Raw genomic sequence first — 24,355 nt, 5'->3', positions numbered from 1 at the left:
GTTTTTTCATGGATACGGGTAAGTTTTATCTTATACCAGACTCTTACACGAATTGGAACAGACACCTGTGCCCTTGTTGCAAAGGTTCACCCGTATCGCGGGTTACTTTGTTGCAGGCCGACGATCTGTGGTAAAATGTCGTTAGCTGTGACGTCCGGAGTATCCGCCTACGCGGATGCCGGGCGATCTTTTTGTGAGAGTATTTGGATAGGGAGAAGTAGAGAGACAACTGAGGAGGAAATACGGTATGAGTGAACTAAAATACAAATTGCTTGCATTGGATATGGATGGAACATTGCTTAACGATAATCATGAGATCACACAGGAAACGGCCAAATGGATTCAGATCGCCATTCGTCGGGGAGTGCATGTGTGCCTTTCGACGGGAAGAGCTGTTTTTCATGCGATGCCTTATGCGGTACAGCTTGGGCTGGAGACCCCGATGGTAACGGTCAATGGCAGTGAAGTCTGGAAAGCTCCGCATGATCTGCATATGCGCCATCTGATGGACCCGGCATTGATCCGCAAAATGCAGGAGATTGGCGAAAAATATAATAGCTGGTACTGGGCATACTCCGTGGAAGAGCTGTTCAACCGTGATCGCTGGACGGACAATATTGAAGGTCTGGAATGGCTGAAATTCGGATTCAATACCGAAGTAGATGAAGTTCGTCACCAGATTATGATGGAGCTGCAACAAATGGGCGGCTTGCAAATGACGAACTCCTCACCAGTTAATATTGAGATTAACCCTGCTGGTGTATCCAAAGCGAGTGGCGTAGCTGAAGTTTGCAAGCTTCTGGGCATAGAGATGTCCGAAGTGGTTGCTGTTGGAGACAGCCTGAATGATCTGGCGGTTATTGAAGCCGTGGGTCTTGGTGTTGCCATGGGCAACGCACAGGAGCAAGTGAAGGAAGCGGCTGACCTGATCGTAGCGAGCAACAACGAAGATGGCATTGTCGAAGTCATCCGTGATCATATTTTGAAGGGGGAATAACCTTTGCTCGCAACCGTTGGCTGGATTTTAATTGTACTGCTGTTTGCGGTGGGGATGGCCGGAACGGTATATCCCATACTGCCTGGTGCTGTAGCGATTTTCTTCGCGTTTCTGGTCTATGGCTGGTTCTTCAGCTTTGTTCCGTTCGGTGTATGGTTCTGGATTATCCAGATTTTGATCGTAGTGGTGCTGTTTGTGGCTGATTATGTCGTCAGTGCCTGGGGTGTAAAGAAATTCGGCGGCTCCAAATTATCGACGACTCTCAGTACGATTGGTGTCATCATAGGCCCATTTGTTATTCCGGCATTCGGACTGGTACTGGGACCATTTATCGGTGCTTTTATCGGGGAACTGATCGGAGGGTCTTCACCTGCCAAAGCTTCCAAAGTCGGATTTGGTTCCGTGGTGGGGCTGTTTACAAGCACCGTTATGAAAATTATTTTGCAAATCGTCATGATTGTTCTGTTTATTATCTGGGTGGTAAGATTCGCATAGACGTTCGGGAGCGGCTTCATCTGGATGCACGTCGTTGTGGGGGAAAGAAGGGGAATTGGTTTGTCTAAGAAGGAAACATTCATTAGAGGTACGCTCATCTTGGCGGCAGCTGCGCTAATTGCGAGGGTACTCGGATTGGTTCAACGGGTGCCGCTGGAGCATATCCTCGGCGATATCGGTAACGCATCGTTTACCATCTCCAATACGGTATATTTAATGCTGTTAACCGTAGCTACAGCGGGCATACCGAGTACACTTAGCAAAATGGTGTCGGAACGCTATGCACTGGGACGCGCAGGTGAAGCACAACAAATCTACCGTGCAGCCCTGATCTTTGCGGCTGTAGCCGGGGTAGTGATGTCTGCTTTATTATGGTTCGCAGCACCTTATTATGCGACGTACGTATCCAAAGTACCGGAATCGGTGAGCGCCATTCGGGCCTTGGCTCCAGCGCTACTGCTCTTCCCGGCCATCGCAATGATGCGTGGATATTTCCAGGGTCGCGGCAATATGACGGCAGGCGGCATTTCACAGATTGTGGAGCAGTTTGCACGTGTAGGTACAGCGATCATCGTGGCGTTTGTTATGCTGCAATGGAATTATGATGATCAAACCATTGCTGCAGGGGCTTCATTTGGGGGCGTATTCGGAAGCATTGGCGCTTTTGCGGTCATGTTGTACTTCACCTTGAAACTTCGCAAAAATGACCGTGCGGCGCAATTGAATTATGAGCGTGCGGAGCAATTGCCCATGCGGGGCATCTACAGCGATATATTCAAACTTTCGATTCCAATCGTTTTATCTTCACTCGCTGTTCCGGCGATTAACTTTATCGATTCATCGCTGGTAGTTCCATTGCTTAGCGGACGAATCGGGATGGATGAAGCGACAGGAGTTCTTGCCATTCTCGGTGCCAAAGCCCAAAGTATTGCAGGCATTCCTCCGATTCTGGCTATCGCACTGAGTCAATCACTTGTGCCAGTCATTTCGGCAGCTTTTGCACGCAAAGATGAAGTTCATCTGAAAAATCAGGTGACGCTTGCTTTGCGCATTTCGATTCTGACAGGAATGCCGATCGTTATCGCTCTGTGTGCGGCAGCGTATTCCGTTAACGGTTTACTGTTTACCAGCCCAGACGGGACACCAATCATTACATTGCTGACGTTCGGTACCATTTTCCAAATTACGATGATGACCACCAACTCCATTTTGCTTGGGGTAGGTAAACCACGGATTACAATGATCAGTGTAGCTGCCGGTATCGTAGTCAAACTCGTAGCGAGTTTAATTCTGGCTCCAATTTTTGGCATTTACGGGATCATTATTGCGACCGCATTGTGTTTCCTGGTTATTACGTACCTCAATTTGCGGGTGCTTCGCAAAATTGTTGATTTCTCGATCATGGGTGATCGTTGGAAAGGATTCATCATTACCGTGCTGTGTGCAGCGGGTGTTGGTTTTGCGGCGAACTGGGCTGGGAACTCCATCTTTGATTTATTCCTGCCAACACGTGTATCATTCCTCGTTACCTGTCTGTTTGTGGGTGCGCTTGTGGTTGTCGTGTACTTGGTACTCATGGTTGTTCTACGTGTACTTCGTAAAGACGAACTGGGCAGTTACCCTCGTATTTTGCAAAAAATACTCCGTCCGCTCATGCGTCTACAACGTGGAGCCGGGCAACGTGGATAATCGATTCAACACACAATACACACTTCGTTATATTGTTTGAAATAAGTACAAGCTCTGTCTGCTCTCAAAGCGGACAGGGCTTTTTTATATTACCAAAAAAGTAGTCCATTATTGTACTCTAGACGTATTCCCTGGTAAGGCCTCTGTCCTTAATGAGTCAAGGTTTTGGCATCATGGGCCAATGCAGTTTTTAGCATTCCATACCGATGCTCATGACTCATCTCAAACAGCCAAGGGCGGCGCGGGGCAGTGAGATGACCGAGACAATCGCGATTTTGCAGCCAATCCTGCCTTGTAATCGGTTCATACGGCGTATCACCCCATACAGCCAGCAATTCAGGACTATATAACCGTTGTCCTTCCCCTAGCCATTCTTGATCCAACAGCTCCTGACTATAGAGCTCAGCTTCTCCGTCTTCATCTTTATGTGCGGTGAACAGACCAGGCCAGTATTCAGCACGTGAGCCACGGTGGGGAACCGAGCGCGCAAACTCCAATACTTGTGTGTACACTTGTTCCACTCCAAACAGCATCGCATATAAGCCTTTACCAAACATAATCCGCTCATCCAGCTTGCCAAAATGTTCAATAACCCGGCCTGCAAGACCTTTTTCCCGCCCGAGTGGAAATACGATATGGTTCAGCCCAGCCAGATTATGCAGATGGAATGCGGGTTTGGACAGCACTTGTTTTTGAAAATAAGGATGCTGCACGACACGGCTCTCGATATAGTTCTGCTCATTAATAATTAATGCCACACTAAGCAGCGAGCTGCATCGCTCCAGCCAAAATCGTTCCCAGAACGGTGTCATGAACGCCGATACATGAAAATGGGACAACAAATGAAAACAGCTCCGGCCGATCCGGCGGCTGTTCATATACAATAAAAGCTGGGGATATGCGTCCTGAAAAATGAGGGCATTGCATCGCTCCAGTAGTCGATACATATGCTCACGGTCTGTTTGATTTTGCAGATTGTGCATAAGGTCACTCTGAAGATCGGTCATGTGATATCCGCCGTTGCGAGATACCATATGGGCAAGCAGGGCCCAATGCAGCTCTGGATACTGTTCGTAACATTCCAGGTATGCTGCTGTGCGAGTGATGTTACTCCGGTTGTTTTCCTGCGTTAATGTCTTGATCTCTTCCAGAATGATGCAGTCCTCTTCACAGACCAGTGCACTGAGCGTATTTCGGGCAAAAGAACTCTCGTTTCCAGGCAATAGGCGCTCCACCTCTGCTTGTAAGGTTGCAGCCATGTCAGAGTCCCAAGCCATATCACGCAAGGGATGACGAAGCTGTGCAGAGGCCTGCCAAGCCGCCTGTTTGCCCCTCCACACTTCCCGGGCCGCACCGGGGATGGATCGAACCATCTGTAATATTGACCCATGATGGGCAGACTCGGAGGAATCCGATTTAACGGAAGTCATGACATGACCTCCTTTCCTGATATTCTGATTACGCTTTTAGTTTAAGAAGCTGTTGATGTCAGTATGCGCCGAATATTTGACTTCCACTCCGCAATTTGCTTCACTTAGAGGATAAGACAAGGTATAGAAAGGAAGATGTTGTAATGGAAAAGATTACATCGAAACCGGAATTTGATGTGGCAATCCAATCTCCGCGTTTGACTGTAGCTGTATTTAAGGCAGATTGGTGTGGTGATTGCAAGTACATCGATCCGTTTATGCCTGAAGTTGAAGAAAAGTTTGCTCGTGAGCTGAAGTTGGTTGAGGTCGACGTAGATCAGGTGGGTACTGTGAGCGAAGAGCAAAATATCCTCGGCATCCCCAGCTTTGTAGCTTACACAGATGGCCGGGAACTTGTTCGTTATGTGAACAAACTGCGCAAGTCGAGAGAAGAGATTGAGCAATTCCTGCAGCGTGCAGTTGAGGTGTATAACACGATTCATAAATAAAGCATGACAGGTTAACCATGTTAAAGGTTATAATTAAAGGAACGCCATTTCTCTTGAAATAGGGAAGTGGCGTTTGTATTTTCCGAGTTTTCGGGAGAAACTAACGTTGTAATAATGTACATATTTACCGATGACCTGCGGGTCAACTTCTCGACAGACGTTAACATTTTGTCACAAAGCGCGGCGTCAATGACACATTTATCCGGTATAATGAATTTAGTTGTGAAATAAGTGTCAAAGTATCGAATCAAGCGGAGGATGTAGTTCTTCGCCATCTTAAACCAACAGCGGGTGAGAAAAAATTGAAACACTTAACCTTGTTTAAATGGTTAACCGTATTAACCTGTCTTGTCATGTTTCTGGCCACATTTGGCGGAGGCGTTGTGACCCGAACGGAATCGGGCCTCGGTTGCGGCGCAGAATGGCCTTTATGTAACGGAAAACTTGTGCCTGCACATACTGTTGCCTCACTTATTGAATTTTCCCATCGCGCCGTCAGCGCACTGGCAGGGCTGTTGTCCATAGCCTCTTTTGTAGCATTTTTGCGGTTTGGCAAATCACGCCGTGATCTGCAATTGTTTTCATTGTTAACACTGATATTTGTTATTGTCCAGGGAATCATGGGTGCTTTTGCCGTCGTATTCTCCCAATCTTCCGCAGTCATGGCACTGCATTTCGGATTTGCCTTAATTGCTTTTGCCAGCTCATTGATGATGGCGCTTGGTATTCGGCAGGAAGCTCGCCATGGTGGATTGGAACGACTGAATCGATACCCGCGAGTCAGCAAAGGCTTCCGAAATCTGGTGTGGTTTTCCACAATCTATACGTACCTCGTGGTATATACTGGAGCATTTGTGAGCCATACGGATTCTGCTGGAGGCTGTTCAGGCTTTCCGCTCTGTAACGGACAGATTATTCCTGAGCTCTCGGGAGGCGTAGCTGTTGCTTTTGCTCACCGGGTGGCAGCTGTTTCATTAGTAATCGTCATTGCAATCCTAGGTCATTTTGCGTATCGCAAACATCCGGATAACACGGAATTAAGAGCACTTGGCGTCATTTCTGTTGTGCTGGTTTTGTTGCAAGTGGTCATTGGTTTTGGACTGATGCTCACGATGAATCGTCCGGAAGTGTATATGTTCGTGGCGCTGGCGCATATGCTTGATATTGCTATTTTGTTCGGTGTATTAACCTATATGAGTTTCCTGGTGTACAAGTTGCATCGGCCCGTTAACCGATTCTAATATATCCGAATTATTGTAGTTCAGGGGATGAATCCAGCGAAGTTCACCATCCGATGATGTACATCATTGGACAGGTGAACTTTGTTTGATGTCAGGCGTGTCAGGGCACCCTATTGTAAGCAGCGGTCATACGTTTACTCTGATTCCGATTTTGTTTAATATGATGAATTATTATTAATTTAATGATCTGCAGAGTGGAAAGAGGAGGCTATATATGCTGCGAACGTTGCTGGGTGAAAAGCCGCGTAAGAACGAAGGCATACTAAAGGACGCGATGGAAGCGATGGCGGATACGCTTGAGCTATTTCAGCGACAGATGCATGTGGACCATGATCCTACCCATGATTTTCGTAAACTGTATATATGGACCCAGGGATTGATCTCTTCGCTGGATGAATTGGAGCAAAGCTGTTTTGCAGCTTCCCATTTCCGTCAGAAAGTCAAAGCGGGCTCTACGGACGATATGACATTACCAGAAAAAGCAGAGTATGCCCGTTACGTCTATTTCTATAAGGATGGCTTCATCCGATGTTTTGCCATTCTGGATAAGTTAGGTACAGTGTTGAATGAAATATTTGAGCTGAACACAACCAATGTTAAAACGCATTATTCTTATTTCACCGTATTAAGACAGTTCGGATATGATAAGCTGCATTATGTTCTTGCTAACGAACTAATTCGGATCAAGGACTCTTACCGTGAGCCAATGAGCAAATTGCGCAAGCGGCGAAACATGGAGATTCATTACATGAATTCCGAAATGCAGGATGATCTGTGGCAGCTGCACCAGACTTTGCAAGGGAAAGTGAAGCTGGAAGACCTGGATCAGCATCTTTTGGAACTCCGGCAGGGTGTGGATATGGTATGTGAGACGTTAAAAGCAGCGTATGGCTACATCAACGAGAAGTGGCATAAGCAGGTAATGCATCAACCGACGAACTGATTGGATAGTAATATTTGCCTTTGACAAATCGGAATACTTGGATTATACTGAGTTCCTGATCGACAGTTAGATGGAATTAACATTTATGACATTAACATTATAACTACTACTGAACTTATAAATTAAATATTTCTTATCGAGAGCGGCGGAGGGACAGGCCCGATGAAGCCCGGCAACCGATTTATAACTGCATGACAGCTGTGTCATACTTTATAGATGTTAGGTGCTAATTCCTACAAAATGGTGCAAGGCACGATTTTGGCAGATGAGAAGGTATAATCTTTCACGTGAAGAGCCCTTTTTGTTTCTGCAAAAGGGGCTCTTTTTTTGTACGATGAAGGGGAGTTTTCCTTTCATTCGGGTAAAGATACATGTAGGCAGTGGGAAGGAGCAGTAATTTTGATTGAATTAAAAGGTTTAACCAAGAAGTACGGTAAAGGTTCAAAAAGTACGACGGCCTTATCGGAACTAAATTTGAATATCCGCAAGGGTGAAATATTCGGAGTTATCGGTCATTCCGGTGCAGGCAAGAGTACATTGATCCGTTGTATCAATTTGCTCGAACGCCCCACGGCAGGCGAGGTTTGGGTTGATGGAATCAACCTAACCGATCTCAATAAGTCCGATTTGCAACAACAACGGCGTAAGATCGGCATGATTTTTCAACATTTTAATCTGTTATCCTCAGCTACGGTATATGACAATGTGGCTTTTCCTTTAAAGCTCGTTAATACGCCCAAGGCTGCAATTGATCGAAAAGTGAAGGAAATGCTCGCATTGGTTGGACTGGAGAACCACAGCAATAAATATCCGGCCCAGCTGTCAGGCGGACAGAAGCAAAGGGTGGGTATTGCGAGAGCGCTCGCGAGTGATCCGAACGTGCTGCTGTGTGATGAGGCCACATCGGCACTTGATCCCCAGACAACTGATTCGATTCTGAAGTTATTGCTGGATATCAATGAAAAGTATAACCTCACGATTGTTCTAATCACCCATGAGATGCACGTGATCCAGAATATCTGTGATCAGGTGGCGGTTATCCATCAGGGAGGCATCGTGGAGCAAGGGCCAGTGACGGAAGTATTTCTCAAGCCGCAGCATGCCATTACGCGTGACTTTATGATGCGGGACCATGAGGTGGGAATTGCATTAGAAGAGACCGCTCTGGCGAGTGCAGATGTCTCATTACAGAAGGATGGATCTTCTAAGCTTGTGAAAATATCCTTCTTGGGCAATAAAACCTATGAGGCGATTTTGTCCAGAACGGTTCGCAAAACAGGAGTGGATTTCGCCATTTTGCAAGGCACCATTTCAACGATCAAACAAGTTCCCTATGGACAGCTGACCGTTCGTTTTGAGGGGCAGTCAGATGAGATCAATCTCACCATTAAAGAATTAGTGGATCAGGGACTTGATGTGGAGGTGCTTCGTTAAATGGATTTTTCAACAGTACGTTGGGAAGAAATCGGTAAGGCTTCAATTGAAACACTGCAAATCCTCGGAGCATCGGGCCTATTCACGATAATCATTGGTTTGCCGCTAGGCGTATTGCTGTTTATGACGGCAAGGTCGACTTCGATTCAATCTCAAGTGGTGTACACGATACTATCTTTTATTGTAAATATTCTGCGATCAGTGCCATTTATCATTTTGATTGTTGCACTCATTCCGTTTACGCGTTCACTGGTTGGCACTGCTACAGGAGTACTGGGTGTTATACCACCACTCGTCATTGCCGCAGCTCCATACTTTGCCCGGTTGGTGGAAACTACACTGCGTGAAGTGGATCGTGGCGTCATTGAAGCCGCACAGGCGATGGGAGCTTCAACCGGACAGATTGTACGGCGTGTGCTTCTGCCAGAGGCATTGCCGGGTCTGATAGCTGGTATCACCATTACAATTGTTACCCTAGTTTCCTACACGGCGATGGCGGGGATGGTTGGTGGTGGAGGTCTGGGAACATTGGCAATCAACTACGGATACTTCCGTTATCAGAATGAAATTATGATTATATCCGTTGTATTTATGATCATTCTGGTGCAAGTGCTTCAGATGGCTGGCGATCGTTTGGTTAAATGGTTCACCAGGAAATAACACATATATAGCATTTACCTGATTCGGTATCGATTTGGGGCAAAATGCAAAAAAAATTTATTGGAGAAGGGGTTTTACACATGAAAAAATGGTCTTTTGCTCTACTTAGTATTATGCTGATTGCGGTTCTAGCGGCTTGCGGAAACAACAAGGATTCCGACAGCGGCGCTGACAATGCGGGAGGCGCACCGCGCACCGTAGAATTGAAAGTGGGAGCATCCCCTACACCACATGCAGAAATTTTGGAAAGCATCAAGCCTGAACTCGAAGCTGAAGGCATTCGCTTGCAAATCGTGACTTTCAATGACTATGTTCAACCGAACCAACAGCTTGAAGATAAACAACTGGATGCGAACTTTTTCCAACACCAACCTTACCTGGATACAGAGAACAAAGAACGTGGTTTTCATCTCGTTGCTGTAACACCTGTGCATGTTGAGCCATTTGCTGGCTATTCCAAAAAAATCAAATCATTGGATGAGTTGAAAGACGGCGCAAAAGTAGCCATTCCTAATGACCCATCCAACGGCGGTCGTGGACTGTTGTTGCTTGCAAAAGAAGGACTTATCACGCTGAAAGACAACACAAATATCACTTCTACGATTCAGGATATTACAGCCAATCCGAAAAATCTGAATATCATCGAGCTGGATGCAGCCATGATGCCTCGTCAACTGGATGAAGCAGATCTGGTATTCATCAACGCCAACTACGCGTTGGAAGCCAATCTGAACCCAGAGAAGGATGCGCTGTTGATCGAGGACCTGCAAGGTAACCCTTATGCAAACATTCTCGTATCCCGTGAAGATAACAAAGATGCAGATGCCATCCAAAAACTGGCTGCAGCCCTGCATTCCGAAGAGGTTAAAACATTCATCAAAGATCGTTATCAAGGTGCTGTAGAACCGGCGTTTTAAGCTGAACGATTAAGCTGAAAATATATTGTATACTCGGCTCCACTTGTTATGGAACTACTAAAGAAAGCCCTGCATTCTCTTTATTGAGAATGCAGGGCTTTCTGTTTTGTACATCATGTTAAAGAGAACGTTTTGAGGTAAGAGCACTTCGATGTAGGAATACTATAAGTGCTTTACTTATAAGCTTAACGTTTATTCGGATCAGTATCTGAATGTCCATCTGTCTGTTGGCTATCAGAGCCTGCGGACTCCTGTCCAGCAGCATGCTGTTGGTAAGCTTCCTCTGCAGGAGATAGCGAATTCTGATCTCCTGGGTCAGCATCTTTTTTGCGGCCGGTCAGCTTGCGACGAATCCATCCGAAAGCACCAACAATAGCGGCCACGATGACAAACCATCCTTTCTTAAGTAAAAGCAATAATCCAACTTTCTTAGCTACAGCTACACCAGCACCACCGAGAATCAGACTGGTCAGGCCAAGTTCTGATTTTTTGTCTACGGATGCATCAAACTCTTCATAGGTATTTCCTTTGATCACGTTGAGCTGGTTAAGCACGGAGCTTTCAAACTGTTTGCGATTTTCTTCAAAATTGGCACTATCCGTAACGAGGATAACACCGATGTATCCTTCGCGGGTGAGTACATTCACATTATAATTGACGAGTTTTTCCCGCTCTGCATCCTCAAGACCAAGAGAATAGATCAATTGATGTTTGCTGCTGTCATAGGTGGGCTCAATTTCCCATCCGGTGATAAACAATTGATTTTCGGGTGTTGTTTTCTCATTTTGATCTTCTGTACCTCTTTTATAGCTATCGAGCAGTTCATCGGCATCCAGATCGTCTTTCTCACTATCATCGACATGACCGGTATCGTTATATTCAAAGATAACATACCAGTTGGAGTTTTCGCCGGCGCCATAGATACTTCCAATTTCCGTTCCATTGGGGAAGGAGTCCGTGTCTTCCAGGAACCTTTGGGTGTTAGCTGCATCGAGATAGGAGAGATTTTCAGCTACGTTTAATGTTGCTTTGTTATCAAGGACTACGTCTGAAGGCCCATCAATCCATTGATAATCTTCGGTGGAGCTATTGCTTTCACTTTCTGCAGATGCTGTGGTCGAGAATGGAGCTTGAAATGAGGCGATAAGCAAAATTGCGAGTAGAGAGGCTAACCATCTTTTCATTTACGCTGTATTCCTTTCGAAATGTTGTCATTTACATGAACATATGTATTGTGTCGTTATATTCATAAGAAAATAAGGACTTATCGACATTAACATAGGCATCCAGACCAGACAAGGGAATTCTGGAGATAAAGGGTTAATTTTCCTACAAAAGACCTAATTCATTTTATTTCAGTGGTTTGAAAGATAAGTATTTAGTCCTTAATTTACACTTTTTTGCAAATGGTACAGATTGGTGGGAAACACGAGTTGTGGGGGGATGATAAATCTTTTATACTGAATGAGTGACTGCTCTTTGAAGAGGGGGATGAACGTGAAGGGAAAGATTGCCCTCATAACGGGAAGTGCCAAAGGTCTTGGTAAAATGACGGCTCTCAGTCTGGCGGATCAGGGTTGCCATATTGCTCTCAATTACGTACATAGCCGTACGGAAGCTGAGGCGTTACAGACTCAGATCATAGCCAAGGGTGTGCGGTGTATTGCCATTCAGGCCGATATTTCCAAGACAGAAGAGATCACTATGCTCGTTGCTCAGGTCGAAGAGAAACTGGGCAGCATTGATATTCTCGTGAACAACGCGGGTCCTTTTGTCCGTGAACGTCGACTGTTTGCCGAGTATTCCGAAGATGAGGTTCAGATGCTTGTGCAAGGAAATCTGCTTGGACCGATGCTGCTGGATCAGCGTGTATTGCCGGAGATGCGGCGCAAGCAGTGGGGACGAATTATACATTTTGGCTTCAGTCATGCAGGAGAAGCGAGGTCATGGCCTCATCGGGCGGTTTATGCTGCTGCGAAGGTAGGTCTGGTTTCATTTACAAAGACACTTGCTGTGGAGGAAGCTCCCTACGGCATTACGGTTAATATGGTCTGTCCAGGTGATATTCGCGGTGCCAACAAAGAGAAAACGATTGATGAGATGGCAGGTATAACCGACGAGGAAACGCCGAGAGGACGTCCTGGAAGCGGTGAAGATATTGCACGGGTGATTACCTATCTGTGTCTGGATCATTCCGATTTTATAACAGGTAACATTATGGATGTATCTGGAGGACTTGACCCGATTCGTCCTAACATACAGCGTGAGGATGCATAGCACAAAAAAAGAGCCCTCCGCTTCATGTGAAGCGAAAGGCTCTTGAGGTTTATTTCGTGAAGGATTGATTAGAATACTTGTACGACTTCTTCGACACCCTCAACTTCTTCGAGAAGGGCGCGTTCAATCCCGGCTTTTAAGGTAATGGTGGAGCTTGGGCAGCTGCCGCAGGCACCGACCAGTTTCAGCTTAATAATGCCGTCCTCCACGTCGACCAGTTCCACGTCACCGCCATCGCGTTGCAGGAACGGACGAAGTTTGTCAAGCACTTCAGATACCTCATCATACATGGTGCTTTGTGCGTTTTCGCTCATTTTTTTCAACTCCTTTCCTCACTATAGTATATTACAATTGGCCACAAATTAAAATGGTCAAACAAAGCAGGTGAACCTACATGAGACCGATTATTGAATTTTGTGCCAATAATATGCATTTTGGCACAGATGAAGTCATGGATCAACTGGAAGAAAATCCAGACTATGATGTGATAGAATACGGCTGCCTCAGCAACTGCGGCCAATGTTACATGACTCCATTTGCACTGGTGAATGGCGAGCTTGTCATCACCGACAAAGTGGAGGATTTATATAACGCTATATTGGCCAAAATTGCCGAAGCCGATGCCTGGGATGAGCTGGATCTCGATTAACCGAGATGACGCTTGGACATCCAGAGCACGCCGCTTTTTAGAATACGTGGCACACGTCCCATCATGGACGTTTTGCCCATCAGCCCAAATCCAGCCTTCTTGCCGAGTGCACCGAGTGTGCCACGAAGCTTGAGTGGCTGCGGATTGGGCTTTTCGCCTTTCCAGAGGGCATGCTGAATATGGGCGATTTGTTCACCCTGTACTTCGGCAGCCTGACCGCTTGGTGCATAAGGCACGCTGGCACAGTCACCTACTACATAAACATCGGTATATTCTGGAATTTGATAATATTCGTTCAGTACGACACGACCTTGTGGATCCTTGGTCACATCGAGATCCTGTACGACTTTTACGGGCTGAATGCCGGCAGTCCAGACTACCGCATCCGTCAGAATTTCTTCATCCCGGTTGAAAATGGCGTTCGGTTCAAGTCGAGAAATGGCAATATGCCCACGTGTCTCGACCTGATGCTCACCAAACCATTCATGAACATAAGCGGACAAGCGCTGCGGAAAAGCGGATAATACACGTTCACCACGGTCCAGGATGCTGATGTTCAGATCCGGTCTGCTCTCACGAAGCTCGGCAGCGATCTCGACGCCGCTCAATCCACCGCCGACGATATGCACGTTACCATAAGCTTTGACTTCGTTAAGACGAAGGTAGGTTTCCCGTGTTTTGCTAAAGCTTTGAATCGTACAGCTATATTCCTCGGCTCCCGGCGTATTGTGGAATCGGTCTGTACATCCAAGTCCAATCACGAGCTTGTCATACTCCAAAGGGTCCTGTCCTTCAAATTCAATCTGACGCTGTTCCAAGTCAATCGAAGTTACTTCTCCGTAACGATAAGTGACTTTGTCGCTGACTGGAAATTGGATACGCAGGTCATAATCGGATACGGTCCCTGCTGCGAGTGCGTAATATTCAGTTTTCAATCCTTGGAAGGGACTGCGGTCCACCAACACGATTTGTGTATCTGACGGGATCTTGCCTTCCAGAAGTTCCTTGATAATCGTGAGGCCACCGTAGCCGCCTCCGAGAATGACGAAATTTTTCATGACTCGGCTTCCTTTCTGCATCAGTCCCGTGTGAACGGGGCTGTAACCTGTGGAGCAGCTATGCAATAACATAGCTGCTCCTGTTTTTTTAATCTGGATTTGAAATGATTGAAAATGGGCATTTAAAATTACAGATATGTTTCAGTAATCCGCACCACTCCATGCCAAACGCTCCCGAGTTGAATGAAAGTCGCTTATGGGAATGATGCTCATACTACATGCTATTCGTACACTTGAATTTCATTGTAGAACGTATCACGTTCAACCGGAATGCGTCCAGCACCCTTAATTAACCATATAAGCTCTTTGCGGGTGAGGCCTTCAGGCGTTAGTGCGCCTGCTGCATGACTAATCCGTTCGCGAACGATAGTTCCGTGTGCATCCGAAGCACCGAATCCAAGGGCGACTTGAGTCAGCTGTGGACCGATGTTGATGAAGTATGCTTTGATATGATCGATGTTATCCAGCATCAGACGGCTGATCGCAATCGTTTTGAGATCTTCGTATGCGGAGTTACGACGCATGATGCTGGCGTTTTTGCTTTTCGGCTGCATGGAGAGCGGGATAAATACCATGAATCCGTTGGTCTCATCTTGCAGTTCACGAATTTGTACCATATGGTTCACGCGATCCTCATAAGACTCAATGGATCCATAAAGCATCGTTGTATGGGTACGCATGCCCAAATGATGAGCAGTACGGTGCACTTCCAGATAACGGTCAACGTTCGCTTTGTCTACACGCATTTTTTTGCGGTATTCATCGGACAGAATCTCAGCGCCGCCACCAGTCAGTGATTTCAGACCTGCTTTTTGCAGCTCTTGTAGTACTTCCTTGATGCTCAGTCCGCTGATGCGAGTGAAGAAATCAATCTCGGCAGCCGTGTAGGCTTTCAGCGTAACATCCGGATATTTCTCGTTTAAAGCACGCAAGGAATCGACATAATATTGAAAAGGAACATGGTTGTTATGTCCGCCTACAATATGGAACTCGCGTACACCTGGGTGAATATGCTGTTCTACGTAATCGATCATTTCTTGACCGGACAACGTGTAAGAGCCATCTTCGCCCTGATCTTTGCGGAAGTTACAGAAAGCACAGTGGGCTTCGCATACGTTGGTAAAATAAAGGCTCATGTTTTCAATAAAATAAACTTTCTTGCCATTCTTACGCAGGTTGGCCTCATTGGCCAGTTGGCCCAAAGTCAGCAGATCATCCGTTTCATACAGATAAACGCCGTCTTCTACGGTCAGCCTTACGCCGTTCTGCACTTTCTCAACGATTTCAGCCATTCTTTTGTCTGTGAACGGTGTTACCAATGTAGACATTTTGTATCCTCCTATTCTTAACCGGAATCGAGTTGTGTGTAGGACTTACTTACAGAACTACATAGAAAAGATGCGGTCATCTGCCGCTTCTTATATAAACTAACTCTTATTTACCCGGTGCAGCCTGTGCTGCGTACGTAAAGCTGATTTTTCATCAAAATGAGTCTTGTGACTCTATATGCATTGGGGACTGCGTACAGTCTCGAAATGTGAAAAAAATTACAACTCTATATATGACCATCGCCTGAATAAGTCATGACAAAATATCGACATTTCAAAGCGATCACCTACTCATTATAAACCTCGTGTCCCGGGGGTTCAATACACTGGGAAGAAAAAGGAGTTAAGGGGGAACGCGGAAACAGGCAAAGATGACTTGAGCCCCTTGACGGGGTGGAGTATAATTTAAAGAAGAGTTAACGAAAGGTTGTTCAAAAAGTACACTTTTGATTACGAAGGATGCCTAGCGGCATCTCAGCGTCGAATATGGGATTCAGCCGAAATGTCCGTTGCTCACGTAGTTTTGCCTACGCTCCGCTACTCCATTTCTATCTTCATCCCATCTTCTTGGTACTGAAAAGCGCCCTTTTTGAACATGATTTTATATGAAAAAGGAGAGTGACCTGGCATGATTAGCATCAGCGAAACGGCTGCAGACAGATTGAAAGAAATGCTTGCACAGCAAGAGACACCTGGTATGTTCTTGCGTCTTGGCGTAGCACCGGGCGGTTGTACCGGATTTTCGTACGCCATGGGCTTTGACGATAAAGAGTCCGATGAGGACCTCTATATGGATATTCAGAATATGAAGGTTGTTGTAGAGAAGGAAAACCTGAAATATTTGAATGGACTGGAAATTGATTTTGAAGAATCCGGCATGTCCGGTGGTTTCACCATTCACAACCCGAACGCAGTGGCAACATGCGGCTGTGGATCATCCTTCCGGACGAGAGAAGAAGCAGGCGTACCGGATAAAGATTGTTAATATTTGTGAATTGCGGCCTCTATAGCGGATTAGTCTTGTACTAATCACGTTATGGAGGTCTTTTTTTTGCGTGGTGGTTTGGTATGTATTTTGGTTGTTCATATTAAGAGGGCACCTGGACGCTTTTTTATAGAGAGGTGAAGTTGACAAGTTATGTTGTAACTAATATAGTTACATTATGAAATTTAACAGAACCTAACCAAAGGAGAGATTATGATGAAGATTGGAATTATTGGCGCGACAGGCAAAGCAGGGAATTTGATTTTGAAAGAAGCGTTGGATAGAGGGCATGAAGTGACTGCGATCGTTCGTAATGCATCCAAAGTGGAAGATAAAAGTCTGAATGTACTTGAAAAAGATGTATTCGACCTCACGGCAGAGGATGCCAAATCATTCGACGTGATCGTCAATGCTTTCGGTGCTCCAGCCGGTAAAGAGAATCTGCATGTGGAAGCAGGACAAGCCTTGATTAACATTCTGAAAGAGGCGCCGAATACTCGTTTGATCGTTGTTGGTGGTGCAGGCAGTCTGTTCACAGATGAAACTCAAACCTTGCGTGTTGTAGACTCCCCTGGATTCCCTGATGCATACAAAGCAACAGCGACCAACCAGGGTAAAAACTTGCAGGATCTGCAAGCTTCTTCAGGTATCCAATGGACGTTCCTGAGCCCGGCGGGATTCTTCAATCCAGAGGGTATACGCACAGGCAAATACCAATCGGGTAAAGATCAGATTCTGGTGAACAGTGAAGGCAACAGCTACATCAGCTATGCTGACTATGCCATCGCTTTGGTCGATGAGATCGAAAACCCGCAGCATAAGAACGAACGCTTTACGGTTGTAGGCGAAGCGAAGTAATTGATTTGAACTGAAAGAGATAAAAATGGACGCCAATCATTATAATGATTAGCGTCCATTTTTTTCTTATGAAGTTGAGATTCTATAATCCTCAATGCTAGTGCGGTGTAACGTCATCTGTATTTGGATTTTCTATCAATTCTACGGACTCTGCCGACTCCATACTTTCAACACCATCTACAACCTCAACGAGTCCTACAGCCAAAGTAGTGACTGCCGCAGCGGCAATTAGATTCTTGGCCCCGAGCTTAACTCTCTCCATGTCCTCGTCTTTCATGCCGACAACCACATCTTTGCCACCGTTATACACATACTTAGCTGATACCACTACGCCTTTAGCTGTATTGGAAACAGCTCCTCCAATATCGGCAAGTCCGGCGTCTAAAGTTGTGTTGTCTTTTCTGATCACACCACTCGCCATATCATATGTACCGCTGGCAAGTTGTCCTACGGTTTTCCCTGTATTAATCGTAGCTTTTTCTACGCCATTACCAATTTCTTTAATGAATGGACTTCCTGTAAGTTCTCCAGCCACTCGGACGGTGCCGCCCAGTACTTTTCCGGTAACTTCTCCAGCAAACTGACCCAGTTCTTTTAAAAATCCCATATATATTCCCCACCTTTGAAATAAGGTTGCACATGTGCTGTCTGAATTCTATATCTTATATTATATAAGTATATGAGCGATAAGACTATTTACGTTCAGATTCATCAAGCGTTCCTAATTAACATGAACCAATTCAACGAATTCGATCTAACTGAGTTGAAGAAGCAAACCACCTAGCCTAGCTTAAAGCATCCAACCCAAACAACTCACTACAACTCTCAAAAAAAGGAGCTACTCCCCAACGGAAATAGCGCTTTTCTTTTTACTACCCCAAATTCCTACTTAACACATTTTAGAAGTGTCTCATAAGCAGCCAACGTAGTGAAGGGAACGGAATCGATTCTGAAGAAGCGGTAGCGTTCGCCTTTATCCCCGGATTTTGTCCTATGAAATAGGACATTCAAAAAAATCCGGGGATAACAGCGATCAGAAGAACGATCCGTACCCGTAACGGCCACCTACTGCTCACCAGTCACTTATCTCCGTGTTTAGTCGATAAATCCTTCCAACATTACGGTCGGCAAGCCGTTAGACTGCCATGCACCTTTACTGTAACCGCCGTTGTAGCCCGGCGTTGCTTCAGGCTCCCAATAGAATACACCTTTACCTTTGCTGCTCGGCAGGTTGCGGAATTGCGTTTTCATCGCTGCGACGAAACTTTTACCGGCTGCCGGTTGGGTATTATCCATCCCGATTTCCGATACGATAATCTCCTTACCATACCGGTTGATCAGATCCTTGGCATTGTTCACAACATTGGTAACAGCCGTGTTCCAGCCGGAAGCGGAAGGATAGAGGGACATGGCAATCATGTCAAAGTTGGCACCGTTATCGATCAGACCACCGATATTCCATACATAGAGGGCATTATCATCTCCGCCCGCCAAGTGAACGATTGTTTTGGTGCTGGTGCTGATGGATTTTACGGCATTATGGCCCGTATTCACCAGCCACGCATAATTTTTCATGTTGGTGGATGCTTTTCCATCTTCCCATAACATACCGTTGCTTGTTTCGTTACCGATTTGTACCCAGTCCGGGGTTACGCCTTTGCTCTGCATGGCCGTCATAACTTCACGCGTGTGATTCCATACAGCATCCATCAGCTGCTGGAACGTGTAGTTTTTCCAGGCTGCAGGTTTCGTTTGTTGACCCGGGTCAGCCCAAGAATCACTGTAGTGCAGGGTCAGCATGACACTCATACCTGCATTTTTGGCACGCAGGGCCAGAGCAGCTGCACGATCTTTGTTCATGTAACCGTTACCATAATCATTCGAAGGATTAACAAAGACACGAATACGAACGGAGTTGATCTGGTAATCATTTTTCAAAATATCAATAATATCACGCTGTACGCCGTTTTTGTCTTTCCATTTGTAGCCTTGCGCTTCCATCCCGGGCACCCAACTGATGTCGGCTCCTTTGGCGAAGCTCGGTGCTGCACTGGCATGCTGGCCTGCGGGCAGCATAATGGAGGTGAATAACAAAACAAAGACCAGAGCGATGGATGTTTTGAAACCCCTTACATTTTTGAACATTACAATATGCCTCCTCGAATATGGGTTGAGTTGCAACCTAATTATAGCGAGCATTGTTTACTCAGCTACAGGGTCCATTTCCAATATTTTGGTTGTTTTTTCAACCTCTCCCCAAAAAAGACAAAACAAAAAGCCGTCCGAAGACGGCTTTTCTACCCGTGGCGCTTTTTGAAACCTTGATCCGTATCCCGCGCCTCCACCAGAATCAGTTAATTTGAGCTAGTGGATTGGGTAAGGGACACGTTCAACATGTGATTAGATATGTTGACGCACCTCCTTTCCTTGTGCCAAGAGTATACATCACTCTTTTACGGAAAGCTAGTCTTTTTTTCATATTTACGAAAAATTTATTTTTCGGTTTGGAACATCGTGATATCCCGATCATAATGACTCTTTGTACCGTTATCGTTGCGAATTCTCACGCTGTCTTCGCTGATCTGCTCTACGATGCCGCGACCTACTTCACAATATACGCCAGCTGGATCTTCCTGCCATGCGGTTACCGTGCATTGGGATAGTGCAGCCGTGAAAAACTCTATATTTTTTTGTAACGTTCTAGGTTTATTCGATTTCATTATATACTCCTTTAACAAAAACAATTTTAGAATGTGGACAGCAACCGGACATTTTACACTGTAAATCACTTTACTCTGTCTCCTGCTCTTTGTAAAGGGATGGAAAAAGTTATCGTCATGAGGTATCATTTACATAAATTTTACATAGCGTTTACACTACGCTGACGCTTGTAGCCAATCACGAATAGTACAATTAGTTCATAACATCTAACCAAGAATAGATATGTAACAAATTCGGAGGCCATACATGCATAGAGATGTCAAAACAGGTAACTACGTTAACCGTGATTTAAGTTGGGTAGAATTCAATCGCCGTGTGCTCCAGGAGGCACAAGATCCAACAACACCTCTGCTGGAACGCATGAGGTTTCTTGGTATTGTCGCCAGTAATCTGGACGAGTTCGTAAGTGTAAGGGTAGCGGAGACGAAAGAGAAGATCAAGGCTGGATTTACGCAAAAGGATTTTACGGGCTACACCCCTGCCGGATTGTACCGTAGATTGATTAAACGAACGGGGACCATGGTCGCCGAGCAATATAAAACCTATCGGGAGCTCATTCGTCTTCTCGCCAAGAAAGGCGTGAATTTCCAGGAATATACCGATCTGAATATGACCCAACAGCGAGCAATGGACCAGTATTTTCATGAGATCATTTTCCCGGTTTTAACACCGATGGCTATCGATTCGAGCCGGCCATTCCCACTGGTACACAATAAATCTGTATATCTGTCCGTGATGCTGCAGAAGGAAGAAGAGCAGGAGGGCGAGCCATTTTTGGCTATCGTTCAGGTGCCTTCCAATCTGCCGCGCGTAGTTCAGGCGCCTTTAAGGGCGAATAGTAAAAAGAAAACGTTCATTCTGATTGAAGATCTCATCAAACATCATATTCATACCTTATTCAGCGGATATGTGCCGCTGGCTGTACAGGAATTCAGAGTGACCCGCAATGCGGATCTTTCTATTAATGAAGAAGAAGCTGAGGATTTGCTTGAGGCGATTGAGAAGGAGCTGCGACGCAGACGCCGGGGAGCACCGGTAAGACTGGAAATTTGTAAGGATTTCCGCCCGGATGCGTTGCTAGAGTTGCAGGAAGAGTTTGATATTCAAGACCCTATGTATGAGATCGATGGACCACTGGATTTGAGCTTTCTGGCCGGGTTTGTAGATAGTCTGGAAGGCTTCTCTCATTTGAAATATAGTCCGGTGCAGCCTGTGTATCCTCTGGAGTTCCTTCCTCGGGAAAGTCACTTTGAACTGCTGCGTAAACGGGACGTGCTCGTGCATCATCCATACGAATCGTTCGAACCGGTAACGGACTTTATTGTGGAAGCTTCGGAAGATCCGCGTGTGATGGCGATCAAGATGACGTTATATCGGGTGAATGGGGATTCCCGTCTCATCCCCGCACTGGCTCATGCAGCTGAGAGCGGCAAACAGGTGACGGTTGTTGTTGAATTAAAAGCCAGATTTGATGAAGAACGGAATATTGCATGGGCCCGCACGCTGGAGAAGTCAGGTTGTCATGTCGTATATGGATTGGTCGGATTAAAGACTCATGCCAAGATTATTCTCGTCGTACGCAGGGAACAGAGTGGTCTGAGAAGGTACGTGCATGTTGGAACAGGTAACTATAATGAAAGTACGGCCAAAATATACACCGATGTAGGACTGTTTACCTCCAATCCCATCATTGGTGAGGATGCATCGGAATTGTTTAATGAGATTACCGGATATTCAGGACCCAAAGCGTTGCAAGCATTCCGCGTCGCCCCTGACGGCATGAAGGATGAACTGTTCGCGCTCATTCGTCGGGAAAGGGAGCATGCCTTCAAGGGAAGACCATCCAGGATTATTGCCAAAATCAATTCCTTATCCCATCAGGATATCATTGATGAATTGTATCTGGCATCTCAAGCTGGAGTACAGATCGATCTGATCGTGCGCGGTGTATGCTGCTTGCGTCCCGGGGTAGAGGGGCTTAGTGAGAATATTCGGGTGATCAGCATCGTGGACCGGTTTCTGGAACACTCCAGACTGTTTTATTTTGAAAATAGCGGGAATCCGGATGTGTATCTATCCAGCGCAGACTGGATGACCCGTAATTTGAAGCGGAGAATAGAACTGATGTGTCCCGTGTTTGATCCGGAGTTGAAGAAGATGCTGGTCGATATATTGAATCTGTCGCTCATGGATAATGTGAAGGCAAGAGAGCTTATGCCTGGCGGCAATTATGTTTTTGTACAAAATGAAAAGCCCCCGCTGAGAAGTCAGACGGAGGCGATGGGCATTATTCCCTGGAAGCCTGCTGAATGGAGTGCGTTAACGTAACTCCCCAAGCTTCCTGTAAATCCTTGACGGCATCGTCAAGGCCACTGAGTTCCAGTAACGGCTCGGCTGTACAGATGAATTGCATCTGCAGCGAGTCGTTTTCTTTTGCCGCCTTTATGGCGGTTATACTTTCAGATCGATTAATCGCTTCAGTCACGCGCAGCAGAGAGCCCAAACGATGGGCATGCCGTTCGTCCGAATCCTTGAGAATGTCCTTGTGCTTATGCAGCAGCTGGGGCGTTCTTTTTTTTGGATGATAATCGGCTGCAACAGCACTCAGGATGGTCTCCCGGTGAGATAGTCCGTAGATGCTTGCATTCATGATCCAATAAGCCGAGTGCTGGGGATACCGGAAGTAGTTAATCTGTTTTCCAGCCATGTGCAGCATGGAGACCGTATACAGAATTCGGGCATCCGCTGGATCGGGAGCATTACCTTGTAGGGCAGTATACAGAGTAAGTGCATCATGGTGAATCCGATTCAGACGTTTCTCCGGAATGGGTGGACCAAAATGAATGAAGTTGCGAATGCTGTCCCGCAGCGCATCTGGCACGACTGGCTTACCTTCAGCAAGGAGATCCCTTAGCAAACCATCGCGTAATCCCGCTCCGCTCACGACATAACGATCCCCTTGGATGATTCGGAAGACCGTCCGCAATATGAGTACACCTGGAACAATAATATCGGCACGATCCTTGGCCAGTCCGGGTACTTTCTTGCGCTGTGCCGAGGTTAGATGTGGCAAAGAACGAGCGATATTTTCCATCTCTTCTGCACCGATTTCATAATGATGCGTAACCGGTAGTGAATATTGTGTTCTCTTCTGCTCCACTTTGGCCAGTGTACGCATGGTGCCACCAAGTCCAATAAGAGGTAGTCCGGGATGTTGTCTGATCCAATCCTGACCGCTCAATGCCTGTATAACTTCATTACATAGCGCAGCTGCATTTTCCTCAGTCCACTGATCTTCTCCACCATAACGGGCATGAGAGTTAACCGCACCAATAGGCAGAGAGATGCTGTGCAGTCTTTTTCGATCACGGAATACAGTGATCTCGGTACTGCCACCGCCAATATCCACGACATAACCATCTGCCAGATCAATCGATTGAGTGACTCCAAGGAAACCGTAATAGGCTTCCTGATCGCCGGATACACATTCGATGGTAAGTCCCGTCTCGGCTTCCAACCAACCTATAATTTCTGGGGCATTGCCTGCATTTCGAATCGCAGCCGTGGCTGCAGCGCGGATAAGCTTGGTTTGATATGCTTCGCAAGTAGCCCTGAATTGTCGCAAAATCGTAATGGCCTTATCCAGTGAATGTCGCAGGATGGTTCCGTCTTGTTCAACCACATTGCTTAGACGAGCGGCATATTTGTCTTCATGAATGATGCGATAGGCTCCATCCTGGTCGAGTTCATAAATAACCAGACGAATGGAATTGGAGCCGATATCGATGATTCCGAGTATTTCGTTATGTGTCATAAGCATCTCCTTCTACAGAGGTTAATCTACCCGACTTTTAGCAAGGCAGCCATGGCTTCCGGTGAACCCGGAGGCGTCGAGGAGAAGGGCGTGGTCAGCATGACCACAATGATGAAGACGATAAAGCAGGCAAACAGAATACAACTTACAGCAAAACCGCGATTGCTTTTCTTCATAAACAGTCGAATACCTGTAACGAATAGAAGTACCGTAATGGCTACCAGAACGATAGAAATTGCAAAATAGGCTACGCCATACAGTGATTTAAAAAATGATTCCATGTCTTCTGAACGCTCCTTAGATCCTCATATTTAAGCCTCTCCAAACCATTCCTTAGTAGCATACGATAGATTGATGCGTTTGAAAAGCAA

24 protein-coding genes and 1 riboswitch are annotated in these 24,355 nt (G+C 46.0%); of the genes, 14 read left to right on the top strand and 10 right to left on the bottom strand.

What is annotated here, in order from left to right:
* The first annotated feature begins 247 nt into the window (after nt 1-247).
* From BUA17_RS26515 to BUA17_RS26505, 3 genes are read left to right on the top strand one after another with little or no spacing between them, the layout of a single operon-like run.
* Complete coding sequence (locus BUA17_RS26515) at nt 248-997, top strand: Cof-type HAD-IIB family hydrolase (protein ID WP_063566126.1); 750 nt, start codon at nt 248-250, stop codon at nt 995-997.
* A gap of 54 nt (nt 998-1,051) precedes the next feature.
* Nucleotides 1,052-1,492, top strand: coding sequence for a DUF456 domain-containing protein (locus BUA17_RS26510; protein WP_063566179.1), 441 nt, complete (start codon nt 1,052-1,054; stop codon nt 1,490-1,492).
* Between the two features lie 60 nt (nt 1,493-1,552).
* Nucleotides 1,553-3,181, top strand: a complete 1,629-nt coding sequence (locus BUA17_RS26505; RefSeq protein WP_063566125.1) for a putative polysaccharide biosynthesis protein — start codon at nt 1,553-1,555, stop codon at nt 3,179-3,181.
* A gap of 149 nt (nt 3,182-3,330) precedes the next feature.
* On the opposite strand, the gene BUA17_RS26500 is transcribed toward BUA17_RS26505, so the two are convergent.
* Nucleotides 3,331-4,611 (bottom strand): DUF2515 family protein, encoded by a 1,281-nt coding sequence (locus tag BUA17_RS26500; protein ID WP_072735494.1) that lies wholly within the window; start codon nt 4,609-4,611, stop codon nt 3,331-3,333.
* A gap of 143 nt (nt 4,612-4,754) precedes the next feature.
* Between BUA17_RS26500 and BUA17_RS26495 the strand changes: the two genes are divergently transcribed.
* The 6 genes from BUA17_RS26495 (at nt 4,755) to BUA17_RS26470 (ending at nt 10,294) form a co-directional block, all read left to right on the top strand.
* On the top strand, nt 4,755-5,099 hold the full coding sequence (locus BUA17_RS26495) for a thioredoxin family protein (RefSeq protein WP_063566123.1): 345 nt from the start codon (nt 4,755-4,757) through the stop codon (nt 5,097-5,099).
* Between the two features lie 302 nt (nt 5,100-5,401).
* Nucleotides 5,402-6,340, top strand: coding sequence for a COX15/CtaA family protein (locus BUA17_RS26490; protein ID WP_063566122.1), 939 nt, complete (start codon nt 5,402-5,404; stop codon nt 6,338-6,340).
* A gap of 214 nt (nt 6,341-6,554) precedes the next feature.
* Complete coding sequence (locus BUA17_RS26485; protein ID WP_072735493.1) at nt 6,555-7,283, top strand: Cthe_2314 family HEPN domain-containing protein; 729 nt, start codon at nt 6,555-6,557, stop codon at nt 7,281-7,283.
* A 130-nt stretch (nt 7,284-7,413) separates the two neighbouring features.
* A riboswitch (SAM riboswitch) is annotated at nt 7,414-7,555 on the top strand.
* Nucleotides 7,556-7,682: 127 nt separating this feature from the next.
* Complete coding sequence (locus BUA17_RS26480) at nt 7,683-8,717, top strand: methionine ABC transporter ATP-binding protein (protein ID WP_072735492.1); 1,035 nt, start codon at nt 7,683-7,685, stop codon at nt 8,715-8,717.
* On the top strand, nt 8,718-9,377 hold the full coding sequence (locus BUA17_RS26475) for a methionine ABC transporter permease (RefSeq protein WP_072735491.1): 660 nt from the start codon (nt 8,718-8,720) through the stop codon (nt 9,375-9,377).
* An 80-nt stretch (nt 9,378-9,457) separates the two neighbouring features.
* Entirely contained in the window at nt 9,458-10,294 is an 837-nt protein-coding gene (locus tag BUA17_RS26470; RefSeq protein WP_072735490.1) for a MetQ/NlpA family ABC transporter substrate-binding protein, read from the top strand.
* 185 nt (nt 10,295-10,479) lie between these two features.
* Here BUA17_RS26470 and BUA17_RS26465 read toward each other — a convergent pair whose 3' ends face one another.
* The gene (locus BUA17_RS26465) at nt 10,480-11,478 is read right to left on the bottom strand and encodes a DUF2167 domain-containing protein (RefSeq protein WP_072735489.1); all 999 of its coding nucleotides are present in this window, start codon (nt 11,476-11,478) and stop codon (nt 10,480-10,482) included.
* Between the two features lie 313 nt (nt 11,479-11,791).
* On the opposite strand from BUA17_RS26465, the gene BUA17_RS26460 reads away from it, so the two are divergent.
* Nucleotides 11,792-12,571: an SDR family oxidoreductase gene (locus BUA17_RS26460; RefSeq protein WP_072735488.1), complete on the top strand. Its 780-nt coding sequence runs from the start codon at nt 11,792-11,794 to the stop codon at nt 12,569-12,571.
* A 68-nt stretch (nt 12,572-12,639) separates the two neighbouring features.
* On the opposite strand, the gene BUA17_RS26455 is transcribed toward BUA17_RS26460, so the two are convergent.
* Nucleotides 12,640-12,885, bottom strand: coding sequence for a NifU family protein (locus BUA17_RS26455; RefSeq protein WP_024632664.1), 246 nt, complete (start codon nt 12,883-12,885; stop codon nt 12,640-12,642).
* Between the two features lie 80 nt (nt 12,886-12,965).
* Between BUA17_RS26455 and BUA17_RS26450 the strand changes: the two genes are divergently transcribed.
* Entirely contained in the window at nt 12,966-13,220 is a 255-nt protein-coding gene (locus tag BUA17_RS26450; protein ID WP_063566116.1) for a YuzB family protein, read from the top strand.
* Here BUA17_RS26450 and BUA17_RS26445 read toward each other — a convergent pair.
* Nucleotides 13,217-14,278, bottom strand: coding sequence for an NAD(P)/FAD-dependent oxidoreductase (locus BUA17_RS26445; RefSeq protein WP_063566178.1), 1,062 nt, complete (start codon nt 14,276-14,278; stop codon nt 13,217-13,219). The genes BUA17_RS26450 and BUA17_RS26445 overlap by 4 nt on opposite strands.
* Before the next feature lie 221 nt (nt 14,279-14,499).
* Nucleotides 14,500-15,606, bottom strand: coding sequence for an aminofutalosine synthase MqnE (gene mqnE, locus BUA17_RS26440; RefSeq protein WP_072735487.1), 1,107 nt, complete (start codon nt 15,604-15,606; stop codon nt 14,500-14,502).
* A 628-nt stretch (nt 15,607-16,234) separates the two neighbouring features.
* Between mqnE and BUA17_RS26435 the strand changes: the two genes are divergently transcribed.
* Both BUA17_RS26435 and BUA17_RS26430 read left to right on the top strand, forming a co-directional pair.
* On the top strand, nt 16,235-16,591 hold the full coding sequence (locus BUA17_RS26435) for a HesB/IscA family protein (protein ID WP_064635713.1): 357 nt from the start codon (nt 16,235-16,237) through the stop codon (nt 16,589-16,591).
* A gap of 216 nt (nt 16,592-16,807) precedes the next feature.
* Complete coding sequence (locus tag BUA17_RS26430) at nt 16,808-17,449, top strand: NAD(P)-dependent oxidoreductase (RefSeq protein WP_072735486.1); 642 nt, start codon at nt 16,808-16,810, stop codon at nt 17,447-17,449.
* A 97-nt stretch (nt 17,450-17,546) separates the two neighbouring features.
* Here BUA17_RS26430 and BUA17_RS26425 read toward each other — a convergent pair whose 3' ends face one another.
* The 3 genes from BUA17_RS26425 to BUA17_RS26415 form a co-directional block, all read right to left on the bottom strand.
* The gene (locus BUA17_RS26425; protein WP_072735485.1) at nt 17,547-18,056 is read right to left on the bottom strand and encodes a hypothetical protein; all 510 of its coding nucleotides are present in this window, start codon (nt 18,054-18,056) and stop codon (nt 17,547-17,549) included.
* A gap of 488 nt (nt 18,057-18,544) precedes the next feature.
* A complete protein-coding gene (locus BUA17_RS26420; protein WP_244552235.1) occupies nt 18,545-19,525 on the bottom strand; it encodes a glycoside hydrolase family 53 protein in 981 nt (326 codons plus the stop codon).
* A gap of 416 nt (nt 19,526-19,941) precedes the next feature.
* Nucleotides 19,942-20,169 (bottom strand): hypothetical protein, encoded by a 228-nt coding sequence (locus BUA17_RS26415; RefSeq protein WP_072735535.1) that lies wholly within the window; start codon nt 20,167-20,169, stop codon nt 19,942-19,944.
* 247 nt (nt 20,170-20,416) lie between these two features.
* On the opposite strand from BUA17_RS26415, the gene ppk1 reads away from it, so the two are divergent.
* Nucleotides 20,417-22,498, top strand: coding sequence for a polyphosphate kinase 1 (gene ppk1, locus BUA17_RS26410; protein WP_063566111.1), 2,082 nt, complete (start codon nt 20,417-20,419; stop codon nt 22,496-22,498).
* Here the strand turns inward: ppk1 and BUA17_RS26405 are convergent.
* Together BUA17_RS26405 and BUA17_RS26400 are read right to left on the bottom strand one after the other, a co-directional pair.
* On the bottom strand, nt 22,458-23,984 hold the full coding sequence (locus BUA17_RS26405; RefSeq protein ID WP_072735484.1) for a Ppx/GppA phosphatase family protein: 1,527 nt from the start codon (nt 23,982-23,984) through the stop codon (nt 22,458-22,460). The two genes, ppk1 and BUA17_RS26405, sit on opposite strands and share 41 nt — an antisense overlap.
* Nucleotides 23,985-24,010: 26 nt before the next feature.
* Complete coding sequence (locus BUA17_RS26400) at nt 24,011-24,265, bottom strand: hypothetical protein (protein WP_063566109.1); 255 nt, start codon at nt 24,263-24,265, stop codon at nt 24,011-24,013.
* Nucleotides 24,266-24,355: the final 90 nt, after the last annotated feature.

This window comes from Paenibacillus sp. ov031 (assembly GCF_900143165.1).
Lineage (GTDB): Bacteria > Bacillota > Bacilli > Paenibacillales > Paenibacillaceae > Paenibacillus > Paenibacillus marchantiae.
This window is presented reverse-complemented; position numbering and strand designations above follow the sequence as displayed.